The following is a 22,936-nucleotide window of genomic DNA, read 5'->3' on the forward strand; positions in this document are numbered from 1 at the left end:
TGGTAGTGAAATCCTGAAATTCTGAAATTGTGAAATTACACGATTACGAGAGCAGCAAGTCCAAATCCTCGCGGCGAAGGTCGCGCAGCAGCGAGGCATCGGCGCGGACGACGGCGTCGGCCAGTTGCCGCTTGCCTGCCTGCAGGGCCAGCACCTTCTCCTCGACGGTGTCGCGCGCGATGAGGCGGTAGGCGAACACCGCGCGGGTCTGCCCGATGCGGTGCGCCCGGTCGATCGCCTGGGCTTCGACCGCGGGGTTCCACCAGGGGTCGAGCAGGAACACGTAGTCGGCCGCCGTCAGGTTCAGCCCCAGCCCACCGGCCTTGAGGCTGATCAGGAAGAGCGGACACGGGCCTTCCTGGAACTGCCTGACGCGTGCCTCGCGGTTCCGGGTCCGGCCGTCCAGGTACTCATAAGTGAGCCCTGACGCGTCTAGCCGATCGCGCAGCAGCGCCAGCAGCGACGTGAACTGCGAGAACACGAGCACCTTGCGGCCGTCCTCGACGAGCTCCTGCAGCCGTGGCAGCAACACGTCGAGCTTGGCCGACGGGCCCGCGGCCTGCGCGGGATCGATCAGCCCGGGATGGCACGCGGCCTGGCGTAGTCGGAGCAGCGCCTCGAGCACGTGGATCGTCGACCGGCCACCCTCGTCACGCGCGCCGCTGCCGAGCAGGCTGGCCCGGTAGTGCGCCCGCAGCGAGTCGTAGACCTTGCGCTGTGCCGGCCCGAGGTCGCAATACAACGTTTGTTCGGTGCGGGCAGGCAGTTCCGAGGCGACCTGTTCCTTCGTGCGCCGCAGGATGAACGGCCGCAGTCCGCGCTCGATCAACGGCAGCATGCCATCGTCGTCGCCGGGCTCGCCGATCGCACGAGCGCCGGTGAACGCCGATGCGGATCCCAGCAGCCCGGGGTTCAGGAACTCGAACAGGCTCCAGAGTTCGCCGAGGTGATTCTCCACGGGCGTTCCACTGAGCGCGAGCCGATGGCGTCCGCGCAGCAGCCGTGCCGCCCGCGCGGTAGCCGTGCTGGCGTTCTTGATCGCCTGCGCCTCGTCGAGGATCACGTAGTCGAACGCCACTTCCTTCAAGTGCTCGATGTCGCGACGCAACGTGCCGTAGGTCACGATCGCCACATCGTGATCACCGACCTGCCCGAAGCCCTGCCGGCGCTGGCTGCCGGTGATGTCGAACATGCGTAGCCGCGGCGCGAAGCGAGCCGCTTCCTGCTGCCAGTTGAACACCAGCGATCGCGGCACGACGATGAGCGATGGGCGTGAGGCGGTGCCGGCCCGTTCGTGGTCCAGGCGTCGCGCCTCGAGCGCGGCCAGGACCATCACCGTCTTGCCGAGTCCCATCTCGTCGGCGAGACAGCCGCCGAACCCGAACCGACGCAGGAATGAGAACCACCCCAGGGCGTCCTGCTGGTACGCGCGAAGCGCGCCCGCGAACGTCGGCGGCGGCGCCTCCGGCAACACCCCCGTGAAATGCGCGAGCTCGTCGCGGAGGCGAGCGAACGGCTCGTCCCACGTGACCTGCGGTTGCTCGGCGAGCCACGCATCGACGAGCGCGGCCTGGGCGGGCTGGAAGCGGACGTGGTCGTCGTGGGACTCACCGAGCGTGGCCATCCTCAGCGATCGGGCCAGCCACTCGTCGGGCAGCAAGCCAAGCGATCCATCGTCGAGGCGCACGAACGCCTCGCCCTTTCGCGCCGCGGCGAGCACGGCAGGCAGTGGCGCAGCCACGCCGCCGAAGTCGAGTGCGCCATGCAGCTCGAACCAGTCGATGCCGGAGCGGACGCCGAGGGTGGAGGCCACCGCTGCCCGATAGGCGCGGCCATCGGCCTCGACGCGCCAGCCCTCGCCGATCAAGTCGCGAACCAGGCCCGGCAGTGCCGGCGCGAGCACATCGAAGTGCGTACCCGCGGCCGCGGCCGCGAGTTCCACGGCGCCGCCTCCGATGGCGAGGGGACGCACTCCAAGATCGACCAGTCGTGCAACTGCGGACCGTTCGGCAGCGGGAACGCGCCTCCACGCCACGCGCGCCTGGGCGTCGAACAGCACAGGCGTTGCGGCGTGACCGGGGATCTCGTGCGGGCCGTACGCGAAGCTCACCTCGAGGCCGAGTCGGTCCTGGGCCCACGACGCGGTTGGGCGTGTCCCGCGGCGGATGACACGGGCAACCGGCTGCGGCTGTGTCACGCGAGTCTCGACGCGCAGTTCGTCCGGGCAACTGACGTGCGTCAGGTCCGCGGTCGCCAGCGCCGCCATCAATCGCGTCCTCCCCGCCGGCGGGACGTGCACCGTGTCGGCGTTGAGCAGCGCGGCGAGCCATCGGTCCGCGCCCGCGGCATCGAACGGCGCAAACGCCGGCGCCTCGTCGTCGGGAGGGCGCCACAACACCAGGGCTCGCGTGACGAAGATTGCGTCATGGAGTGGGCGTTCCTGCCCCTGGTGATCGATCACACCGGTCACGTTGTAGCCGGCGTCGGCCGATCCGTCGATCGAGAGCCGGAACGTCGCGGTCCCAGGCGTCCAGTGGGTCCGCACGAGCGGTGTCGGATTGCCGTCGGCGCCGATCGGGCGCAGCATCAGGCGTCCGGTCGCGCACATCCGTTCGATGAGGTCGCGCTGAAGCGCTGGCGTGAGCACGAAGGGCGAGGGGACCGGCACCGCGCCGGCGATGTTCCAGGCACCCGTCCACGCGTCGGCCGCGCCGCAGACGCGTTCCAGGATCTCGCGATCAGCCGGGTCGGGCAGCGCCTTGACCTCGCTGCGCGGGATGAACACGTCGCGGGGAGCGGCCCAGCCGCCGTTCTTGCGGCGCTGTCGTCGCAACAGCTCCACGAACATGCCGGGTGTCGTCGTGGATCGAACCGGATCGAACACGTAGAGCAGTTCCGCCGATGGGCCTGAGATCGTCGCCGCTGCACCAGCCGGCGGTGGAAGGGCGTCGAGGAAGGTTTCCCAGGCAGGGAGGTTGGTGGCGCGTGGCGATCGCGGCGTACGTCCGGCCGTGAACCTCGGCGGCGCCGTCTGAGGGGCGTCGAGTGCGAGAAAATCGCCGGCGCCCTCGAGTTCGAGATCGGGCGGCACGGCGAGCAGGTGCTGACGGTCTGCCACCAGGGCCAGGGCCCACACGTGCTTGCACGGCTCGCGAGCGCCCTCGAAGAACGGGCACTCGCACCACGGCTGGAGCGACGTGCCGACGATGTCGAGCGACACCTCGTAGAGCATCGACCCGCGCACGCGTGCCGACACGCTGGTCGCGCTGCTGTGGACGACGGCGACGCGCCCCTGCCTCGCATAGCCCTCGCCTCGCGTCCGAGAGCGGAACGAGACGTAGGGACGAAGGGCACCAGCGAGTGTGCGAGGCATGGACCGACTGATGATCCTATGCCGGGAACGAGTGCAGCGGGGCGGCGCGAACGCCGAACGCCGAACGCTGAACGCCGAGGTGTCCTACGCAGCGTCGGCCCGGCGACATGGCGCGTGTGGCGCGCCGGGTTCCTCAACTACCGGTTGGCGCCGGCCGGCCTCTACGGCCCGCGTCGTCGCGTCGGATGGCGCCGTTCGTCCCCCCTTCCCAACGGTCCGCCCCTGAGATGAGCCTCGTCAGCCCAGGCCTTCCTGGCGCAGAATGGCTGCACAGTCCAGTCCAGAGGTCCATTCGTCCCGGCTCCGGCCGGGTTGAGGGAGGAGGGCACCATGGTGCGTTCAGCGCACGTGCGCGCTGCCTTGACGGCAGCCGCATTGAGCCTCGGCATGTTCGTCGGACAGGCGGCCCCCGTGGTCGCCCAATCCACTACCGGCACCATCTCTGGCGTCGTTCGCGACGACCAGGCCGCGATCATCCCCGGCGCGACGGTCACAGTACGCAACGTGCTCACCGGACAGTCGCGCATCGTTGTGTCCGGCGAAGGCGGTCAGTACCGCTTTCCGAACCTGCAAGTCGGCGAGTACGAGCTGACCGTGGAGCTCGCGAGTTTCGCGACCTACAAGCAGTCGGGCCTGAACCTGGCGCTGAACCAGGACGCGGCAATCGACGTGACGTTGCGGCCGGCAGGTGTGGCCGAGTCCGTGCAGGTGACGGCGGACACGCCACTGCTGAACACGACCAACGCCGAGGTCGGGGTCCGCTTCGACACGCGGCGCGTGGCAGAACTGCCGGTGGGCAACAGCCGGGACATCATCTCGCTGGCCCTGCAGGCGCCTGGCGTGTCGCAACTCGGGGCGGGGCAGAGCACCTTCGCATCGGGGACCAACTTCTCGGTCAACGGCATGCGGTTGCGATCGAACAACTTCATGCTCGACGGCCAGGACAGCAACGACCCGAGCGTGTCGGGCCGCCAACAGCCGATGAACAACACGGACGTCGTGCAGGAGGTCCGCCTCATCACCAACCAGTTCGCCGCCGAGTACGGCCGTGCGGCGGGGTCGGTCATGAACGTGATCACCAAGTCTGGCACCAACCAGTTCCGCGGATCGGCGTTCGTGTTCCACAACGACAACAGCCTGAACTCGCGCAGCAACCTGGACAAGGCTGCGGGGCGCACCGCGGCGCCGTTCTTCCGCGAGCAGCAGTACGGCGGCACGGTTGGCGGCCCGGTCCTGCGCAACCGGACGTTCTTCTTCGGGGCGTACCAGAAGTGGACGCAGGACCAGCTCGGATCGGGCACCACTCTCAACGGCGCGCCCACGGAGGACGGTCGCCGGATCCTCGAGTCGATCGCAGGCACGCGCCCGCAGGTGGCGGCGCTCCTCCGCTTCCTGCCGGCCGCGCAGACGCCGCTCGGGCGCACGGTGCCGGTGACCGTCAACGGCCAGAACTACGCCATTCCCATCGGGTCGTTGACCGGCTCTGCGGCGGGCGTGTTCGACAACCATCAGGGATCGGGCCGTATCGATCAGCAGTTCGGCGGCAGCGACAACCTCGGCGGTCGCTACATGATCAACGACCAGGTTCAGGACGGCACCGGCCAGGTGACGCCGACCGGACTGACCTCGGTCAGCCCGACCCGGCAGCACTCGTTCACCGGGTGGTGGACCAAGGTCTTCTCGCCGGCGGTCGTCAACGAGTTCCGTTTCGGTTACCAGAAGCTGGACACGACGACCAACGCCTCCGATCCGTCGTCGGAGGCGATTCCGTCGATCGAGGTGCCGGAGTTGGGGCTCACGGGGTTCAACGCCGCGACAAGTCGCACGGCCATCGGGCTCGCCGTGAACCTGCCGCAGTACCGGATCAACGACAATTTCCAGTATCTGGACAACCTGACGTACGTGACCGGGCGCCACGCGTTCAAGACCGGCGTGGACATCCGTCGCATCAACGTCGAGAGCTTCTTCTTCCCGACGATCCGCGGCCGCCTGTCCTACCCGACGTTGCAGCGGCTGGTCGACGACACCGCGGAGGTGGCCACGATCAACAAACCGCTGCCCGGTGGCGAGGCGATCCAGTTCTACGACTGGACCGACGTCTTTGCCTATGTCCAGGACGAATGGCGCATGCGGGACAACTTCACGCTGACCCTCGGCCTGCGGTACGAGACGCCTGGCAATTCCATTGCGAGCCTCTACCCGGTCAACGACGCTATCCTCGACGAAGCCGGCGGGGATCCGCGTTACGAGCTGACGACGCGGCCCGAGCGCGACTACAACAACTTCCAGCCGCGGGTCGGCTTCAACTGGAGGCCGCAGACCAGCGGCGACGGCGTCACCGGCCTGCTCACCGGTGGCGACAAGCTGGTGGTGCGTGGTGGCTACGCGCGCACCAACGACTACGCGTTCATCAACATCAACCTGAACATCGCGAGCTCGTTCCCGTTCGTCGCCGCCTACAACGAGCCGAACATGTCCAACGCCTTCGTGCGCCTGCCCAACGTGGACGTGAGCGGACTCAACCCGAACTCGTTCGCGCGCACAATCGTGTCCGAGGACTTCCAGTCACCGTCGGCCGATCAGTTCAGCCTCGAGCTCCAGCGCGAGCTCACGAGCGACATCGTCTGGCGGATCGGCTACGTGGGCACGCACGGCAACGACCTGTTCCAGACGCTCGACGGCAACCCGCGGCAGCCATACTCGACCGTGCGCGTGGATCCCACCCTGGCCGTGATTCGCGAGCGGTCCAACACGGCGACCTCGAGCTACCACTCGCTGCAGACGACGCTGCAGAAGCGCCTGCGCGCCGGCTTCGCGGCCGAGGTCCACTACACGTGGAGCAAGTTCCTCGACACGGCATCGGAGATCTTCAACCCCTCCTCGGGTGAGGTGGCCGTACCGCAGGACTCGTTCGACATCGGCAACGACAAGGCGGTCTCGACCTACGATCGGCCGCACCGCTTCACCGGCAACTTCGTCTACGAGCTGCCGTTCTTCCGTGCGCAGGACAGCCTCATCGGCAAGTTCCTCGGCGGTTGGCAGCTGAACTCGGCGTTCACGTTCCAGAGCGGCGCGCCCTTCACGGTGCTCAATGGGTCGGACCCCACGGGCGCTCTGGCCGGCATCGACGGCCTGGTCGGCAGCGCGATCCGTCCGATGATCAATACGGACCAGGAGCTGTCGAAGATGACGATCCCCGACATCATCGCGGCGGGCGGATCCAGCCTCTTCCGCACGCTGTGCGGCAACCCCACCGCGACTTGCCCCGGGGAACGTGTGGGCAACGTCGGCCGCAACACGCTGCGGGCCGACGGCATCCAGAACATCGATGTCGGATTCATCAAGAACACCCGCTTCGGGCGGACCAACCTGCAATTCCGCGTCGAGATGTTCAACGCGACCAACACGCGCAACTTCGGGATCCCCGAGGGCCGCGTGTCGTCGACCAACTTCCTGAACCAGTGGGGCACCGATGGCGGCAAGCGCACCATCTGGGCCTCGGCGCGATTTACCTTCTGAAGTAGCTCGTCAAAGGGAGAAGGGAAGAGGACAACGTCAAAGGTGCCGAAAGTTCGAAGCAAGAAGAGACGAGGAGAAGGCTCGAGGCACTCGGCCTTCGACGCGGGTAATTCAATTACGCGATCGCCGCCCTGAACTCGTCGAGGTAACGGCGCACCTTTTCCTTCGGGTCGCCAGGCCCGAGGGTTTCGATCGGCACGTAGCCGCGGTAGCGGGCGTCCTTCAGGATGCCGGCGATCTGCTTCAGGTCGACGCGCTCTTCCTTGTCGCGCCGGTACACGAGTTCCTTCACTTGCCAGGTGTAGGCGTAGGGGGCCAGCAGGGCGACCTCGGCATACGGATCGTCGGTCGTGCGCAGGCTGCCGATGTCGACGTTGAGGCCGAACCACGGGGAAGGGATGCGCTTGCGAATCTCCAGGTAATCCGCCGCGACCTTGAGGGCGTCGTTGTGGTTCTGTAGCACGATCATCACGCCGCCCGCCTCGCCGGCCGTCACGCACCGCTGGATGCCGTCGACGATCCAGTCCATGACCGTCGGCTTGGGGACGCCAGCCGGCATCACCCTGCCGTCGAACACGCGCAACACGGGCGCGCCGAGCTTGGCCGCAACGTCCACCCAGCGTGTCACGAGCGCCACGTCGGCATCACGCTTTGCCGGGTCAGGCACGGCGAAGTCGTTGCGCACGCCGGTGCCGCTGATGCCGAGTCCGAGGCTGAACGCCAGTTGCTTGATGCGATGGATGACCGTATCGGCAGGGACCGTCGGATATCCCTTGAAGTAGTAGCCGGTCGGATCGACGGCGTCGAAGCCAATCTCGGCACAAAACTCGATCACCTGCTCCAGCGTCATCGTGCCCTTGGTCAACGGCTCGTTGAACGAGTACAGGTTGCAGCTCGTCTTGATGCGCGCGGGTAGCCCCGGCACCACCGCTGCCGACGCGAACGCCGGCAGCGCCAGAGGCAGGGGCAGTGCCGCGGCACCGAGAAACGCGCGTCGGGTCCTGCGAGTGTCGCTCTGCATCGCGGTCGTGCTCCCCTGCGTCCTCGTTCCTCCGTCCTCAATCCTCCGTCCTCCGTCCTCCGTCCTCAGTCCTCCGAGCAGCGCGCCCAGCGCTGCGCGAGTATAGTGTGCGCGAACCATGCGTGCCCTCCTGTTCGCCTGCATCTCCGTCTTCATTCCGCTCGTCGCGTCCGCCCAGCCACGGCCTGAATGGGTCCCCCTGTTCAACGGCAAGGACCTCTCGGGCTGGACCAACATCAACACCTCCCCCGACACCTGGATGGTCAAGGACGGCATGCTCATGACCACGGGCAAGCCGATCGGTGTCATGTGCAGCGACAGGATGTACGAGAACTTCGTCCTGCACATCGAATGGATGCATCACGAACCGGGCGGCAACTCCGGCGTATTCATCTGGAGCGCGGCCAATCCGTCGCCCGAGGGGCGGCTGCCCGATGGCCTCGAGGTCCAGATGCTGGAACTGGACTGGCCGAAGCTGCACGTGCGCGACGGCGTGACGCCTACCGACGACTACGTCCACGGCGAGTTGTTCGGCGTCGGCGGGGTCCAGATCATTCCCGACAACCCGCGCGGACCGCGCAGCAAGTCGATCGAGAAGCGCGCACTCGGCCGCGAGAACTGGAACGTGTACGACCTGGTGGCCGTGGACGGCGTCGCCAAGCTGTCGGTCAACGGCAAGTACGTCAACGGCATCCGCAACTCGTCGCGTCGCAAGGGATACCTGTGCATGGAGGCCGAGGGTGCGGCGATACAGTGGCGCAACGCATTCGTGATGGAACTGCCACCAGGCGTCACCACGCCTGACATGATCGCGCCCGAAAGGAAGCAGCCATGACGCGACGCACATGGTTGACCCTCGTCCTGACGGCGGCCGGCGCGCCTGTCCTCGCTGGCGGACCTGGCCGGCTCGGAGAGCCAGCCCTACTCACAATCCCTGGGAACGTAGCCGCCGGACTTGTCCGGCGGTCAGGAGGCGAGGAAGATCGCTGGGCCAAGGAGATCGCCGCTTTCGCCGCCGACGACGAGGCGCGGCCGTTCGCGCCGGGCGGCATCGTGTTCGTCGGCAGTTCCAGCATCCGCCTGTGGGATGTGGCGTCCGCGTTTCCGGGACGCCCGGTGCTCAATCGCGGCTTCGGCGGGACGCAGGTCCTCGACTCCGTGCGGCACGTCGAGCGGTTGGTGATTCACCACAAGCCGGCGACGGTCGTCTTCTACGCCGGCGACAACGATCTGTCGGCCGGCCGCACGCCGCAGCAGGTCGCGGCCGACTTCGCGGCGTTCGCCGCCAAGGTCCACGCAGCCCTGCCAGCCACGCGCATCGCCTTCATCGGCATCAAGCCGAGCATCGCGCGGTGGGCCCTCATCGCCAAGGTGCGGGAAGCCAACCGCCTCGTGCGCGATTCCTGCGACCGCGACGATCGGCTCGGGTTCGTCGACGTCGACGCCGCCATGCTCGGCTGGGACGGCAAGCCGCGTCCCGAACTGTTCGTCAAGGACGGCCTGCACATGTCGCCGAAGGGCTACGAAATCTGGAACATGCTCGTGCGGCCCTTTATCGAGTGAGCTCCAAGCATCAGGTCTCAGGTCTCAGGGCCCAGAGCTCAGGTCTCAGGTCTCAGGTCTCAGGATTACGGCTTATGGCTCAGGACCGTCGACCTGAAGGTCGACGGCTACGTACGGTGATCCAGACCGTCGACTTCAAGGTCGAAGGCTACGTCACCCGTCACCCGGTACCGTAACCCGGTACCCGAAAGACCGGTGCCCGGAACACGGCGCCCCGTCGCCCGCTTCGATTCCCGATTCCTACTCCTACTCCTACTCCGACTCCGACTCCGACTCCGACTCCGATTCCGATTCCGACTCCGACTCCCGACTCCCGTTCGTCCTACCCGGGCCCGGTGCCCGGAACACGGTGCCCGCCGCCCGCTTCGATTCCCCATTCCCGACTCCCGACCCATGCCCCCCAAGACCTACCGCGTTGCTGTGCTCGGCCTCGGCCACTGGTACTCCGCCTACGGGCTCGCGCGCGCGTTGCCCGAGTATCCCCGCGCCCATCTCGTGGTGGCGGCCGAGCCCGACCGCCGCCGGCTCGACGCCTACTGCGGCACCTTCGGCATCGAGGGCGTTACCGACTACGACGCGGTGATCGGACGTGACGACATCGACATCGTGCACATTGCCTCTCCGGTGTGCGACATCCCGGACCTGACGATGCGGGCGGCGCGGGCCGGCAAGCACGTGGTCATGGGTAAGCCGATGGCAATGACGGTTGCCGAGGCCGACGAGATGGTCGCTGTCGTCGAGGCATCCGGCGTGGTCTGCGTGCCGTTCCAGGGGCTGATGCGGTTGCGCCATCAGTCGCTCAAGACACGGCTCGATGCCGGCGAGATCGGCGATCTCGCGGTGTTGCACCAGACGGGCCGGTGGGCCATCGCCGAGGACTGGTTCCAGTCGGGCACGCCCGGGTGGTTCGTCGACCCCGCCAAGGTGCCCGGGGGCGCATTCATCGACGAAGGGATCTACTGGATCGACTTGTTCCGGTGGCTGGCCGGCAGCGAGGTGATCGAAGTCGACGCGCGCATGCGCAACATCGTCCACCTCGACATCGCCGTCGAGGACTGGGGCTTGGCGACGTTCACGTTCGCCAACGGGATCATCGCCACCCTGGAGGCGTCGTGGACGATCAACGCCCCGCGCAAGACGGGGCCGTCACCCAAGCACAACAGTGTCGTACGACTCGAGATGGTCGGGACGCGGGGCGAGTTGATGGAGCAGTGGTTCCGATCACCGGGCGGCGCCGTGCTCGCGGCCGGGGCCGAGGACTGGGTCTTCGAGCGGCGCGGCGAGGCGTTCGGCCCTCCGTCCCCCTTCCCACTGAACCACCTCGTGGACTGCATCGATAGCGGGCGGCCCCCCCTGGCCACGGTGCGCGATGCCCGCGACGCCTTCGTCGTGGCAATGACCGCTTACCAGTCCGCACGGGAGGGGCGGCCGATCCGCCTGTCCGGTGCACCACAGCCGTAGCGGCGTTTCCCCGCCGATGGGGCCGCCGCCCGTTCGGTGCGGTCCTGTCTTTCGTTACCAAGAACACAGCCACGTTTCAGTCCGCTCGCGGTCTAGCGGGCCGGCCTCGGGGACATCCGGTACCGCACGACGCGGTCCGTTGCAGGGAGCACCATGACGGCGCGAATTCTTCCGCTTCGTCCGTCTCTGGCAGGTATGCCAGCAGGAGCCTCGTCGTGAGCGCCATGCCCGAGCCCCGATCCGGAGCCGGCGGCGTGGTGTCGATCACCCGTCAGTCCTTCCAGTCACTGTTCCAGCGGGCCAGGCACGGCGATGCCTCGGCGTTGCACGTGCTGTTCTCGCAGCACGTCGGGCCGCTACGGCGCTGGGCCCGCGGCCGACTCCCGCGCTGGGCCCGCACCGTCGCCGACACCGCCGACCTCGTGCAGGAAGCGCTCGTCCAGACGCTGCGACGACTCGGCGACTTCGAGCCACAGGGGCACAACGCGCTGCAGGCCTACCTGCGACGCGCCGTCGACAACCGCATCAACGACGAATTCCGCCGCATCGCCCGTCGCGGCCTGGCGTCGGCGCTCGACGAAGGGCAGCCCGACGCACGTCCGTCGCCGCTCGAAGAGGCCGTGGCCCAGCAGACCGAGGATCGCTATCGGGCCGCGCTGGCGCGCCTGCGCCCCGGCGACCGCCGTCTCGTCGTCGCCCGCGTCGAGCTCGGTTACTCGCTCGAACAACTGGCGTTGATGACCAACCGGCCACGGGTCGACACGGCGCGCGTGGCGCTGCGCCGGGCCCTCGAACGCCTCGCGCTGGAGATGGCCATTGATTGACGCCGGGGTCCTGCCCTCGTCGGCACCGTCGCGGCGCGCCGGTGACGCCGCGCCGACACTGCGCCTCGTCGTGGATGCCCTCATCGACGGCCAGCCAGTCAAATGGGACGCCGTGCCACGGCGCGTCGGCACACCCTTCGAACAGCGGATGACGCAGCAGGTCCGCGCGATCGCACGACTGTCCGCCAATGCCAGCGCCTGCGGTGGCGAGGCGGTTGGCCGGATCGCCCGGCCGCACGTGCTGGAATGCGCGCTGTCGGCCCTCGCCCTCGTGCAGGTCACGGTCGGCCTTGCGGCTGGGGCGTGGCTCGACGCCGGTGCGGCTGCGCAACCCATGCGGTTCGCGTGGCTGATGATGACCAGCGCCGCGGCGCTCGGATTGATGCGCCAGGGGCGTCGCGTACCGGCTGCGCGCCTGCTCGGGCACGGGCTACTTCTCGTGGCTGCGTGGCAGGCACGACCTTTCCTGGACGCGGTCGTGGCCGCCGGCGCGCCGCTGTGGATACGCGCGTGGTGGCAGGCGGTGTTCGTGGAGGCATTCCTCCCGGTCGCGGCGTGGCGGTTGGCTCGCGAGTGCCCGCCGGCTGTGCGCCTCGCGCCTTTCGATCGAGCGTCGACGGCCTTGCTGGGCGCGGCGCTGGTGTGCAGCGTCGGCCTCGCGCTGGCGAGTGCGGTCTCGGCGCTCACCGTACCGCCGCCCAACGCGGTGTACGCCCGGATCATCCCGATGCTGGCGCTGGCCTGGGGCATCGTCAGCCTGGTCACCGTCGCGATACGGAGCCGGGCCGCCGCCGTTGCGCAATACCCCGCGAAGAGCGTGGCCATCACGCCGGGTCGATGGCGACCAGCGGTCGCCGAGCGCGTGGGGTCCCTGCTCGCCGCGTTCAGTGGCTCGCACGCCGCCGCGCTGGCCGCGCTCGGTGCCGACATGCAGCATGCCCGCTCGGTGCGTGAAGTCACGTCCGCGCTGATGGCGCACGTCAACGCGGCGCTGCGTCCGTCGGCGTTGGCGGTCGTCGCGCCGGCGACCGGCGACTGGACGGTACTCGCGGGTCGCGTCCCGCCCCTCGCCGCGGGATCCGCGATTGCCTGCATGCTCGTGTCGGCCGACGAGGCGACCCGCGTGGATGCAAGCGCCAGCGTGCATGCCCTGCTGCCAGCCGCCGATCGCGAGTGGCTGGCCGCGGCGCGGGTCGCGACGCTCGTTCGCCTCGCTTCCCGTGACGGCGACACACTGGCTGGCCTGCTGGTCGGCACGCACGGCGATGGCCGCCGGCACTCCCGCCGCGAACGGGCCTTCATCGCGGCCGCCGCCCGCACGGCCGCCATGGCACTCGGGTCGCTGGAACGCCCCCCCGTGGCCGAGTCGCGGCTCGATGCCGCCGACGACCTCTCGTTCGAATGCGAGGCGTGCGGACACGTGAGTGACGCGCCCGACACGTGCGAATGCGGGAGCGGCCGGCAACTGGCCGCGCTCCCGGCGTCGCTGCATGGCACGTTTCGCGTCGAGCGACGCATCGGCCGCGGCGGCATGGGTGTGGTCTACCTTGGTTCCGACCTGCGGCTGGACCGTCCGGTAGCCCTGAAGACGCTGCCATCGCTGTCATCGGCATCGGCGGCATCGCTTCGCTGCGAAGCCCGCGCAATGGCCGCCGTGACTCACCCGTCGGTCGCCGTACTGTACGGACTCGACGAGTGGCGCGGCACGCCGGTCCTGGTGACCGAGTACCTTGCTGGCGGCACGCTCGCGGCGCGCCTGTCGGCTGGGCCGCTGGCGCTCGTCGAGGCGCTGGCGCTCGGTGCGTCGGTGGCCGACGCGCTCGCGGTACTGCATGAACGCGGCTGGCTGCATCGCGACATCAAGCCGAGCAACATCGGCTTCTGCGGCGATGGCACACCGAAGATGCTCGACTTCGGCCTCACCAGGTGGCGACCGGCATCGACGGACACCTCGGAGTCGCTCGCGGGCACGCCGCTCTATCTATCGCCCGAACTCCTCGACGGCGAGCCGGCAAGCGAGCACGACGACGTCTGGGCTCTGGCGCTGGTCGTCGTCGAGATGATCACCGGCGCGCACCCATTCCAGGCCGACCATCTCGACGACACGCTGCGGCACGTACGGTGTCGTGCGCCGATCCAGTGGACGCCGAAGATGCCTCCTGGCGCTGGCCAGGTCCTCTCCCGGGCGCTGCACCCCACTCCATCGCGTCGCCTGGCCACGGCGCGTGACTTCGCGGCGGCCCTGCGCGCCGTGCCCGTCGCGTCGTGACATCACCCCTCCTCGGCCGGGTGCCATGAACGAAGGGAACCGGCCGCCGTGGGCACTGCTGGGCTCCTCGATGCCGCCGGCGGTCGTGGTGATACTGGCGGGCCTCGCGATGTTCACGGGGCCGGGTGGCACAGGCTCCGTCCCGGAATCGCGGCCACCGGCAGTCGTCGCCACACCTCCTCCCAGGCCGGGTGCCACACCAGCACCTGCGCCGCCCGCCACGATCACGAGCGCGTGGCTCGATGCGCAAGTGGCCGGCAGTCGCACCGCACAGGTCATCGACGACTACCTCGGAGATGTCGGGTGCCTCGCCGGAGCGGCTGGCCTCGCCACGGCGAAGGTGCGCGGTTCGGCCGCGGCGCTCGTCTCGGCGGGAGAGCAGGTCCCGTGCGATCTCGGCGCCATCATCGTCACTATCTCGGCCTACGAGGATTCCAACAGCCGGTGGCAGGCCGACCGCACGCTGGCGACGATCCAGAGCGCCGTCACGGCTGCCAACTACACGCTCGAGCGCTTTCACCTGCCGCGTTCCGGGTCAGGCGACGACAAGGAGGACGGCGTAACCGATCCGGATGCACGGCACGGTCCGGGCGTGTTGCTGTTCCGGCGTGCCGCGGGTGCGGGAGCCGCCGGGCTGCGATGGCAACCACGGGAGGGAGCCGGCGCCGGCCGCAACGAAGTGCTCGCGGTCCTGATGGTGCCGGAGATGCCGATGTCGGGCATCGAACGCGTGCCGCTCCTGCTCGCGGGTCACCTGGCGCTGACGCTGCATGCGTTGCCCCATCCCGACGGTCCCTCGCATGCGGCGCAGGTGCGGCTTGTCGGGCCGTTCTACTCCGGCTCGTCGCTGTCATTGCTGCGCGGGCTCGAGGAGATGGCCTTCCTCGAGGGCGAGCAGGAAGCACGACGAGGCCTGCAGGTACGCGTGATCTCGGGCTCGGCGACGGGCTGGAGCAACTGTCACATCCTGTCGGGCCCGCTCGCGCACGACGGCCAGGTGACCTTCGAACGCACCGTCCACCAGGACGAAACGCTGCTGCTCGCATTGCAGGACCAGCTCGCGACGATTCGGCCGGAATGGGCGTCCGGACAAGGCGTGGCGTTGCTGGTCGAGTCCAACACCGGGTGGGGCGCCAGCCTTGGTCAGTCGACTGACCAGGACAGGGCGGCCAACGCTGACTTGATCAAGAGCACGCGAGCGCAGGGACGCAGCGACGGCTCACCGTGCGGCGAAGCGCCAGCGGCGAACCGTCCGCTCGTCTTCGCAGACGCGCTGCGGCTCGGCTTCCCGTTGCACATCGCCGATCGGTATGCGTCGCGGCAGCGCGGCGTTGCCGCCCCCGCGGAATTCAGCAAGCTGATGACCGCCACCGAGGTGTTACGGCTCGAAGACTCGGACACCGCGAGCGATCGCCTGCCGACCTTCACGCCGAACCTCACGGATGCGGCGCGTGACCTGACGCTCGACGGCATCCTCACGCAGCTCCAGCGTCGTCGCATCGGCGCGATCGGCATCCTGAGCACCGACGAGCGCGACCGGCTGTTCCTCGCGCGCGAGATCAACCGGGTGTCTCCCGACGTCATCCTGTTCGGGACCGAGCCCGACATCCTGATGCTGCATCCCGAGTACGCGCCCTACGTGCGCGGGATGCTGATGGCCTCGTCGTATCCGCTGCAGGGACATGCGCAGACGCTCACGCATGGCGAGGGGATGCACACGCGCCGGATGCAGTTCACGTCGATGGCGCAGCAGGGCGTCTACAACGCGCTGCTGTTGTCGCTCGGGGACTCGTCGGCGACGGGACCGCTGCTGGTCGACTACCGCGCTCCGGACGGCAGCTGGCCGCGCGACAAGCCGGCGCAGTGCGGCGGTGACGACGGCCTCGAGCGCCCGGCTCCGTGGATCGTGGTCGTCGGGCAGCGCGAGTTCACCCCGTTCTCCGTGCATCCCGCGCTGCTGCGCGCGCAGGATTGCGAGGTCATGCGCGGCCGCGTCAAGACCAGCGAAGACACCGATCCGGACCGGTATCTGTTTGCCACCGGCCAGGAACGGGCGATGTGGCTGCTGCTGCCGTTGACGGCGATCGGGCTGCTCGGGTTGCTCGTGGCCGCGCGCCGCACCGTGCTGCCGTCGGCGCGATGGTTGTCGCCGCCCCAGCTGCTGTGGCGCCTCGAGAGGCCGCATCCGGCAGACGGCGCGCGTACCGCGACGCAGTGGCCGCGACGCGGCGAGACGGCCGCACACGCGGCCGAGCATGCCATCCTCGCCGGAGCCCTGGGACTGGCGCTCGCCCTGTTCGCGGTCTGGCAGCTTCACGTGTGGCGCGACGTGCTGTGGCCGGGCGTCCCCGACCGGGAACGCGCGTTCGTCGCGATGTTGCGTGAGGCACCGGTCGCGTCGTCGCTCGCGCTCGGGGCGTCGGCGCTGTTCGGTCTGGCGCTCGCGCTCGGGGCCATCGCGATCGTGGCGATCGGCGCGTGGCGACTCTGGATCGTCGCGCGTGGCCGCGCCGCGCTGCGCGGGCGCTGGAGCGTCGTGGTGCAGCGGGCCGTCGCGTCGAGTGCACCCGAAGTGATTACCGCGCTCGTGCTGCTGGCCGGCGCCGGGTTCGTCATCGTGTGCCTCGCCTACCTGTGGCGGCGGCCTCCCGGCAGCAACACGGATCAGCTCTTTGCCTCGAGCCGCGCCTTCGACCTGACCAACCTGTTGTCGCCGGCGCCGCTGCTGGCGATCTTCCCGGCCATGGTCGTCGCGTGGATGGTGTGGAGCCTCCGCACGCTGTACTACCAGCGGATCAGTCCCACGTGTGCCCTGCCCCTGGTGCACGCGCTCGTCAGCCGAGACGTGCGCGATCGTCGCCTGGAACACGCGCTGGTCGCGACGCTTGGCACGACGATGCAGCCGGCCGGCGTGTTCCTGCTCTTACCAGTGGTCGTCGTCATCCTGATCTGGTTGCTCCTCGAACCGCGCATCGCCTCGGTGGAAGGCGCAGCGTTCGGCAGGGTGCTGCTCCTCGGCACCACCCTTGGCGCCCTCGGCGCGTCGCTCGAACTGGGGCAGGCGGCCTGGCTGGCGCGCCGGGTGACGCGGCTGCTCGAGCGGGTCCGCATTCATCCGATCGCCGGCGACGTGGAGGCGATGGAGCACGAACCGTTCGACTGGCGTCCGGCCCTCCGTCCGGCGCAATCGCCACACCGCTTGCTGCTTCGCGCGCTCCGTGCTGCCGGTGAGCAACCGCTGCCGGACGGGGCTGCGCTGGCGAACCAGGATCGCGTCGCCGTGCTGCGTACCGAAGCGTGGCGCGTCGCGCTCACGCGCGCGGGGCAATGGGTTCGCCACGGCGCGGCCTCGGGAAGCGCCCTCTCGGCGGAGCAACGCAAGGTGGTGGCGCTGGTGATCAGCCTGCTCCTGCAATCGCTCGTCACGCGGGTCGTGCGCGGCTTCGGGATCGCGGCGCTGCTCGCCACGATGCAACTCGCTGGTCACCTGCTGACGGCGTTCTCCGGGCGCAGCCTGGCGCTGATGTTCGACATCGGCCTGATCGTGGTCTCGGCGGCGCTGGCGATCCGGGCCCTGCTGACGCTCGAGCGGGATCACGTCCTCAGCAAGTTGTGGCACGGCACGCCTGGCAGCCTGAACTGGAACAGCGGCCTCGTGTGGCGGGCCGTCGTCTACGCGGGCCTGCCGTTGCTGACCATCATCTCCATGCGTTTCCCGGAGGTGGGCGGGCAGTTGATGACGGTCGTGGAGCCGTTGCGGCACATCATGCCGTCGCCCTGACCGTATCTGGCTCGTTGGCACCCGGCACGTCTCAGGTCTCACTTCTCACGTCTCACGCACCGCCTGAACCCTGAGCCGTGAGACCGTCGCATCCGGAAGCTGGAAGCCGGAAGCTGGAAGCTGGCACCCGGCACCCGGTACCCGGTACCCGTTATAGTCTGCGCCCATGGCCATCCGCGAACTCGTGCTCGATACGCACGTACACCTGGCGCCGATGAAGATGCTCGAGGATCTCCCGGGCGTCGACGCGGTGCGCCCGCCGACGCCGCTCATGCACAGCGTTGCGGGGCTGGTCGCGCACATGGACTTCTGGCAGCACTGGTTCCTGCAACGCTGCACCGGCGTCGCGGTGCCCATGGCCACGCGCGCGGCGGATGGGTGGCCCAACGTGACAGCCGGGGGCTGGCCGGCAGTGCTGGCGCGCTTCGAGCGTGGGCTGCGCCAGGCCGCGGATCTGGGCGACGATGCCATGGCGCTCGACCAACCGCTGCATCCGGCCATCCAGTTCCCTGCGATGGCCGCCTACACGCGGCGCGACGCCCTCGTGCACATCGCTCAACACAACTCGCATCATCTCGGCCAGGTCGTCTCTGCGCGCCAGGTCCTCGGCTTGTGGCCGCCGAGGGCCGGCAGCTGGACGTGGTGATTCCGGGCTCGATGCCTCACGTCGTGTCAGGTCCGCCGGACAAGTGGTTCATGACGGGGCGCGCCACGGTCCACGACGAATCTGGCAGGCGCTCTCGACATTTCCGCATTCCAGCATTCCAGCATTCCAGCATTCCAGCGTTGCGGCTTGCCTCCGCGTGTGTCACCCTCACGCCTTCCAGCGGCAGGGGAGGTCGGACGTGGCCAACAGACGGACGTTCCTCAGGACGATGATGGCCGGCGCGGTGGGGGCGGGTGCGGGATCGCCGTCGCCGGGGTTCGGAGCGGCCGGCACACGAGTGGCGCCGAGCGATCGGGTTTGCGTCGGGATGATCGGCGCGGGTCTCATCGGCACGCGCCACCTCATCGACTTCACGGCACAACCTGACGTCGACGTCGTCGCCATCGCCGAGTTGTCACCAGCGCGTATGCAGGCGGCCCGGGCACGGACGGAAGGCCGCGCCGAGGCCGTCACCGATTTCAGGCGGATGCTGGACCGCAAGGACATCGACGCAATCGTGGTGTCCACGCCCGATCACTGGCATGCCTTGATGACGGTGATGGCGTGCGCCGCCGGCAAGGACGTCTACGTCGAGAAGCCGCTCACCCATGTCGTGCGTGAGGGAGACTGGATGGTCTCGGCCGCCACGCGCCATCAACGCATCGTCCAGGTGGGCACCCAGCAACGATCCGGCCGGCACTACCAGCGTGCCAAGGCCCTCCTCCGTGAAGGTCACCTCGGCGACATCCGACACGTCCACGTCCGATCGACCCGCAACATCGTGCCCGGCTTCACACGGCCTGTGGACGATCCGCAGTTGACGCCCGAAGCCTGGGACATGTGGCTCGGGCCGGCGCCATCGGTCCCGTTCGATCCGAGGCGAGCGCTCTACCACTTTCGCTGGTACTGGGACTACTCGGGCGGGCAGACGACGAACCTGCTGGCGCACGATCTCGACATCGTGCAATGGATGACCGACGCCATGCCGAGGCGCGTCTCGGCGTTCGGGCAGCGTCGATCGCTGCAAGGCTTCGGCGAGACTCCGGATGCGTTCGAGGCCACCTACGAGTTCCCCGGCTTCCTCCTCACGTGGTCCAACTCCGAGGTGTCGGCCGGACGCTGGCGAGGGCTCGAGATCGGTGGCACCAAGGGGACGCTCACGATTTCGCGAGCCGGATTCGAGATCATCCCTGACGCCACCATCCCGGCCGAGGATCAGATCCCGCGCGTCGAGTTCGCCGGACGGCCTGCCGCCGCCGCGACGCCTCGCACCGAGGCGATCAAGGACGATGGTTACGAGCAAGTGCGCGATCAGTTCGTGCCACACGTGCGCGACTTCCTCGAGGCGATCAAGTCCAGGCGTCCTCCGGTGTCCGACCTGGCGAGCGCGCAACGCACCGCCACGGCCTGTCACCTGGCCAACGTCGCCATGCGCGTCGGGCGGGTGGTCCGCTGGGACGTCGCGGCCAATGACGTCGTCGGCGATCCGGCGGCGTCAGCGCTACTCACCAAGGCGTACCGTGCGCCGTGGGACCGCGAACTGTTGGCGATTGTTCCAGGCGCGACGCTCGCCCCAGCAGCGCCACGTTCGTCGGCGTCCGTCGGAGGAGAGGGACGCTTATGACGAACGCTGAACGCCGAACGCCGAACGCTGAACGAACGCCGAACGCTGAACGCCGAAGGCCGCACGCCGAATGCCCGAGCCTTGGCGCAGGCGGAACGCCGACTTGTCCGCCGCAGCCTTGGCGCAGGCGGAACGCCGACATGTCCGCCGCAGTCGTGGCGGAGGTGGACCGCGAGATGCCTGGCGTCGATCGCCGCGGCTTCGTCGCCGCCCTGCTGGCGAGTCCATGGCTGGCGGCACGGGCGGGCAGCGCGGCTCGACCCGCCACGTCGATGTACCTGGCGTACACGTCATTCGCCGTGCGCATGTCGCAGGGCCGCGACATCCTCAAGAGCAACGCGGCGGCGCTGGGCCCCGATGCGTTCCGGGAACTCTGCCTCCGGTTCGGCGCGCGCGGCGGACAGATCGATCTCTCGCAGGTGCCGGTCGGCGACCCGGCCGCGCTGGCCGCGATCCGTGCCGCGTACGAGAAGGACGCGATCGCGCTCGAAGTCTCAATCCCGTCGCGGTACCTCGAAACGCCGGAGACCTACGCACAGGCCGTGACCGCGGCGCGGGCCCTCGGCGCCACCCGGGGACGTGTCGCGCTGCTGTCGGGTCGACGCTACGAGACCTTCGAGACGGCGTCGGCCTGGGCGGCGTTCACGACGAAATGGCGGGAGACGCTGCTGCGCCTGCGGCCCGAATTCGAGCGCCAGCAGTTTGCCATCGGCATCGAGAACCACAAGGACTGGCTGGCGCCGGAGTTGGCGGCACTGCTCCGTGCGGTCGACAGCCGCTTTGTCGGTGCCTGCGTCGATTTCGGCAACAACCTCGCGCTCCTCGAGCATCCCGACGAGACCATCGAGGTGCTCGCACCCCTGGCCGTCACGACGCACCTGAAGGACATGGCCGTGAAGCCCACCGCCGACGGGTTCGAATTGTCGGAGGTGCCGCTGGGGCAGGGGATACTGCCGCTCGATCGGTACGTGCGCGCGATCCGCAGTGCACGGCCGGACGCGGCCCTGTGCCTCGAGATGATCACGCGCGACCCACTGCGCGTGCCATTTCGCAACGAGCGCTATTGGGTGGCGTTCGACGCGACGGCGCGCGACGCTGCGCGGCTGCAGCGGTTCGAGCAGCAGATCCTGTCGCGCGCGCCTGCCCGCCCGCTGCGGCGCATCACCGGCCTCGCGCCCGCGGCGCAGGTCGAACTCGAAGACGAGCACGTGCGCGCCTGTGTCGCCTACGCGCGCGACGTGCTGAAACTGGAGACCGCCTGAGCATGTCCGACGGACGCCCGCACGCGCTGGACCTGTTTCGACTGAATGGCCGCACCGCCCTGATTACCGGCGGCGCTCGCGGACTCGGACTCGTGATGGCCGAAGCCCTTGCCGAGGCGGGAGCCTCGGTGTGCTTGACGAGCCGCACGCCGGGCGCGGCGCAGGACGCGGCGGCCTCGCTCGCGAGCACGACCGGCGGACGCGTCGTGGGCGTGACGAGCGAACTCACGACGTCGGCAGCTGTCGAGCATCTCTCGCGGCAGGTGGCCGATGCGGTCGGTCATGTGGACATCCTGGTGAACAACGCCGGGATCAACATCCGCGGCAACATCGGCGAGATCTCCGAGGCCGACTGGGATGCGGTGATGGACGCCAATCTCAAGGCGCCGTTCCTGGTGGCCCGCGCCTTCGGTCCCGCGATGTGCGCACGCGGCTGGGGGCGGGTGATCACCCTCTCGTCGATGCTCGGGACGATCGCGTTGCCCGGCCGATCGCCGTATGCCTCCTCCAAGGCGGCGGTTCTCGGGCTCACCCGCGTCCTGGCGCTGGAGTGGGCCCCCCTGGGCGTGACCGTCAACGCGATTTGCCCAGGCCCCTTCGGCACCGAGATGAATCGCCAGCTGTTGAACGATCCGGAGAAATACCAGGCGTTCGTCCAGAAACTGCCGCTCGGCCGCTGGGGCGAGTTGCACGAGGTCAAGGGGATTGTCCTGTTCCTTGCCTCGGACGCTTCGTCGTTCATGACCGGCACGGCGCTCGCGCTCGACGGCGGCTGGACCGCCCAGTGAGCGGCCTGGTGCGCGCCAGGCGGGCGGATAATGCGTCCATGTGGATTGGTCACGTGTGCCTCGCGGCCGCCTGTGTCGTCGCGGCTGCGATAGACAGCCCCACCAACGCCCAGGGTGTCGCCACCGCACCTCGGGTCGCCGTACCGGCGCCACTCGACCTGTCGCGTTACGAGAAGGACGTCGTCGCGTTCGAGGAGGCGGACCGGACTGCGCGGCCACCGGCCGGCGGCATCCTCTTCGTGGGGAGCAGCATCTTCCGGCAATGGACGAACCTGGCCGCACAGATGGCGCCCCTGCCGGTCTTCAACCGCGCCTTCGGTGGCTCCCGCACCGCCGAGCAGTTGCACTACATGGATCGCATCGTCCTGCCGTACAAGCCGCGGGTGATCGTCTACTACTGCGGCAGCAACGACGTGAACGCTAACGAGTCCGCCGCGGACATCGCCTCACGCTACGAAGCATTCTCCGAGCGCGTGCGCCAGGCGCTCCCGGACACGCGTCTGTACTTTGCGTCGATCATCAGGGCGCCGCAGAAGCGCGATCGGTGGAGTGTGGTTGACGACGCCAACGCGCGCGTCCGTGAGTACAGCGCGCGCACGCCAGGACGCGGCTACATCGACCTGCACCCAGCGCTCGAGGAGACGCCACGGCAGCCGAGAATGGACCTCTACCTGCCCGACCACCTGCATTACCTGCCGCCCGCATACGACCGCATCGTCGAGTTGATCAGGCCGGTCATCACTGCTGCGTGGGCTGAAGTGTCGACCGATGGCGCATCGCGCCGCCAGTAAGGTCCTCCGCGGCG

14 protein-coding genes are annotated in these 22,936 nt (G+C 68.8%); 12 read left to right on the forward strand and 2 right to left on the reverse strand.

What is annotated here, in order from left to right; translation table 11 throughout:
- Positions 1-43: 43 nt before the first annotated feature.
- Positions 44-3,373 (reverse strand): DEAD/DEAH box helicase, encoded by a 3,330-nt coding sequence (locus LuPra_RS08945; protein ID WP_110170420.1) that lies wholly within the window; start codon positions 3,371-3,373, stop codon positions 44-46.
- Positions 3,374-3,703: 330 nt separating this feature from the next.
- On the opposite strand from LuPra_RS08945, the gene LuPra_RS08950 reads away from it, so the two are divergent.
- A complete protein-coding gene (locus LuPra_RS08950) occupies positions 3,704-6,892 on the forward strand; it encodes a TonB-dependent receptor (RefSeq protein WP_110170421.1) in 3,189 nt (1,062 codons plus the stop codon).
- Between the two features lie 115 nt (positions 6,893-7,007).
- On the opposite strand, the gene LuPra_RS08955 is transcribed toward LuPra_RS08950, so the two are convergent.
- Complete coding sequence (locus LuPra_RS08955) at positions 7,008-7,913, reverse strand: sugar phosphate isomerase/epimerase family protein (RefSeq protein ID WP_110170422.1); 906 nt, start codon at positions 7,911-7,913, stop codon at positions 7,008-7,010.
- A 118-nt stretch (positions 7,914-8,031) separates the two neighbouring features.
- Between LuPra_RS08955 and LuPra_RS08960 the strand changes: the two genes are divergently transcribed.
- The 11 genes from LuPra_RS08960 (at position 8,032) to LuPra_RS09010 (ending at position 22,922) form a co-directional block, all read left to right on the forward strand.
- A complete protein-coding gene (locus LuPra_RS08960) occupies positions 8,032-8,748 on the forward strand; it encodes a 3-keto-disaccharide hydrolase (protein WP_110170423.1) in 717 nt (238 codons plus the stop codon).
- Positions 8,745-9,476 (forward strand): GDSL-type esterase/lipase family protein, encoded by a 732-nt coding sequence (locus LuPra_RS08965; RefSeq protein WP_110170424.1) that lies wholly within the window; start codon positions 8,745-8,747, stop codon positions 9,474-9,476. Before LuPra_RS08960 ends, LuPra_RS08965 begins: the two co-directional genes overlap by 4 nt.
- Positions 9,477-9,869: 393 nt before the next feature.
- Positions 9,870-10,937 carry a Gfo/Idh/MocA family protein gene (locus LuPra_RS08970; RefSeq protein ID WP_110170425.1) on the forward strand — a complete coding sequence of 356 codons (1,068 nt, stop codon included), beginning with the start codon at positions 9,870-9,872 and terminating at the stop codon, positions 10,935-10,937.
- Between the two features lie 224 nt (positions 10,938-11,161).
- The gene (locus LuPra_RS08975) at positions 11,162-11,761 is read left to right on the forward strand and encodes an RNA polymerase sigma factor (RefSeq protein WP_234800917.1); all 600 of its coding nucleotides are present in this window, start codon (positions 11,162-11,164) and stop codon (positions 11,759-11,761) included.
- Entirely contained in the window at positions 11,754-14,030 is a 2,277-nt protein-coding gene (locus LuPra_RS08980) for a serine/threonine-protein kinase (RefSeq protein WP_110170427.1), read from the forward strand. The genes LuPra_RS08975 and LuPra_RS08980 overlap by 8 nt, the downstream gene beginning before the upstream one ends.
- 25 nt (positions 14,031-14,055) lie before the next feature.
- Positions 14,056-17,811 (forward strand): hypothetical protein, encoded by a 3,756-nt coding sequence (locus LuPra_RS08985; RefSeq protein WP_110170428.1) that lies wholly within the window; start codon positions 14,056-14,058, stop codon positions 17,809-17,811.
- Positions 17,812-17,977: 166 nt separating this feature from the next.
- Positions 17,978-18,457 carry a DinB family protein gene (locus LuPra_RS08990; protein ID WP_110170429.1) on the forward strand — a complete coding sequence of 160 codons (480 nt, stop codon included), beginning with the start codon at positions 17,978-17,980 and terminating at the stop codon, positions 18,455-18,457.
- A gap of 199 nt (positions 18,458-18,656) precedes the next feature.
- Complete coding sequence (locus LuPra_RS08995) at positions 18,657-20,081, forward strand: Gfo/Idh/MocA family protein (RefSeq protein WP_157898923.1); 1,425 nt, start codon at positions 18,657-18,659, stop codon at positions 20,079-20,081.
- A 140-nt stretch (positions 20,082-20,221) separates the two neighbouring features.
- Positions 20,222-21,343, forward strand: coding sequence for a sugar phosphate isomerase/epimerase family protein (locus tag LuPra_RS09000; protein WP_157898924.1), 1,122 nt, complete (start codon positions 20,222-20,224; stop codon positions 21,341-21,343).
- A 2-nt stretch (positions 21,344-21,345) separates the two neighbouring features.
- On the forward strand, positions 21,346-22,131 hold the full coding sequence (locus tag LuPra_RS09005; RefSeq protein ID WP_110170432.1) for an SDR family NAD(P)-dependent oxidoreductase: 786 nt from the start codon (positions 21,346-21,348) through the stop codon (positions 22,129-22,131).
- 38 nt (positions 22,132-22,169) lie between these two features.
- On the forward strand, positions 22,170-22,922 hold the full coding sequence (locus tag LuPra_RS09010) for a GDSL-type esterase/lipase family protein (protein WP_110170433.1): 753 nt from the start codon (positions 22,170-22,172) through the stop codon (positions 22,920-22,922).
- The last annotated feature ends 14 nt before the right edge of the window (positions 22,923-22,936 follow it).

This window comes from Luteitalea pratensis (genome assembly GCF_001618865.1).
Taxonomy (GTDB): Bacteria; Acidobacteriota; Vicinamibacteria; order Vicinamibacterales; family Vicinamibacteraceae; genus Luteitalea; species Luteitalea pratensis.

Excerpts from the sequence above, each read along its gene's own strand:
- LuPra_RS08985 (WP_110170428.1), top strand. The coding sequence starts at position 14,056 with ATGAACGAAGGGAACCGGCCGCCGTGGGCACTGCTGGGCTCCTCGATG.
- LuPra_RS08955 (WP_110170422.1), bottom strand. The coding sequence starts at position 7,913 with ATGCAGAGCGACACTCGCAGGACCCGACGCGCGTTTCTCGGTGCCGCG.
- LuPra_RS08950 (WP_110170421.1), top strand. The coding sequence starts at position 3,704 with ATGGTGCGTTCAGCGCACGTGCGCGCTGCCTTGACGGCAGCCGCATTG.
- LuPra_RS09005 (WP_110170432.1), top strand. The coding sequence starts at position 21,346 with ATGTCCGACGGACGCCCGCACGCGCTGGACCTGTTTCGACTGAATGGC.
- LuPra_RS09000 (WP_157898924.1), top strand. The coding sequence starts at position 20,222 with ATGTCCGCCGCAGTCGTGGCGGAGGTGGACCGCGAGATGCCTGGCGTC.
- LuPra_RS08945 (WP_110170420.1), bottom strand. The coding sequence starts at position 3,373 with ATGCCTCGCACACTCGCTGGTGCCCTTCGTCCCTACGTCTCGTTCCGC.
- LuPra_RS08970 (WP_110170425.1), top strand. The coding sequence starts at position 9,870 with ATGCCCCCCAAGACCTACCGCGTTGCTGTGCTCGGCCTCGGCCACTGG.
- LuPra_RS08990 (WP_110170429.1), top strand. The coding sequence starts at position 17,978 with ATGGCCATCCGCGAACTCGTGCTCGATACGCACGTACACCTGGCGCCG.
- LuPra_RS09010 (WP_110170433.1), top strand. The coding sequence starts at position 22,170 with ATGTGGATTGGTCACGTGTGCCTCGCGGCCGCCTGTGTCGTCGCGGCT.
- LuPra_RS08975 (WP_234800917.1), top strand. The coding sequence starts at position 11,162 with ATGCCCGAGCCCCGATCCGGAGCCGGCGGCGTGGTGTCGATCACCCGT.
- LuPra_RS08965 (WP_110170424.1), top strand. The coding sequence starts at position 8,745 with ATGACGCGACGCACATGGTTGACCCTCGTCCTGACGGCGGCCGGCGCG.
- LuPra_RS08960 (WP_110170423.1), top strand. The coding sequence starts at position 8,032 with ATGCGTGCCCTCCTGTTCGCCTGCATCTCCGTCTTCATTCCGCTCGTC.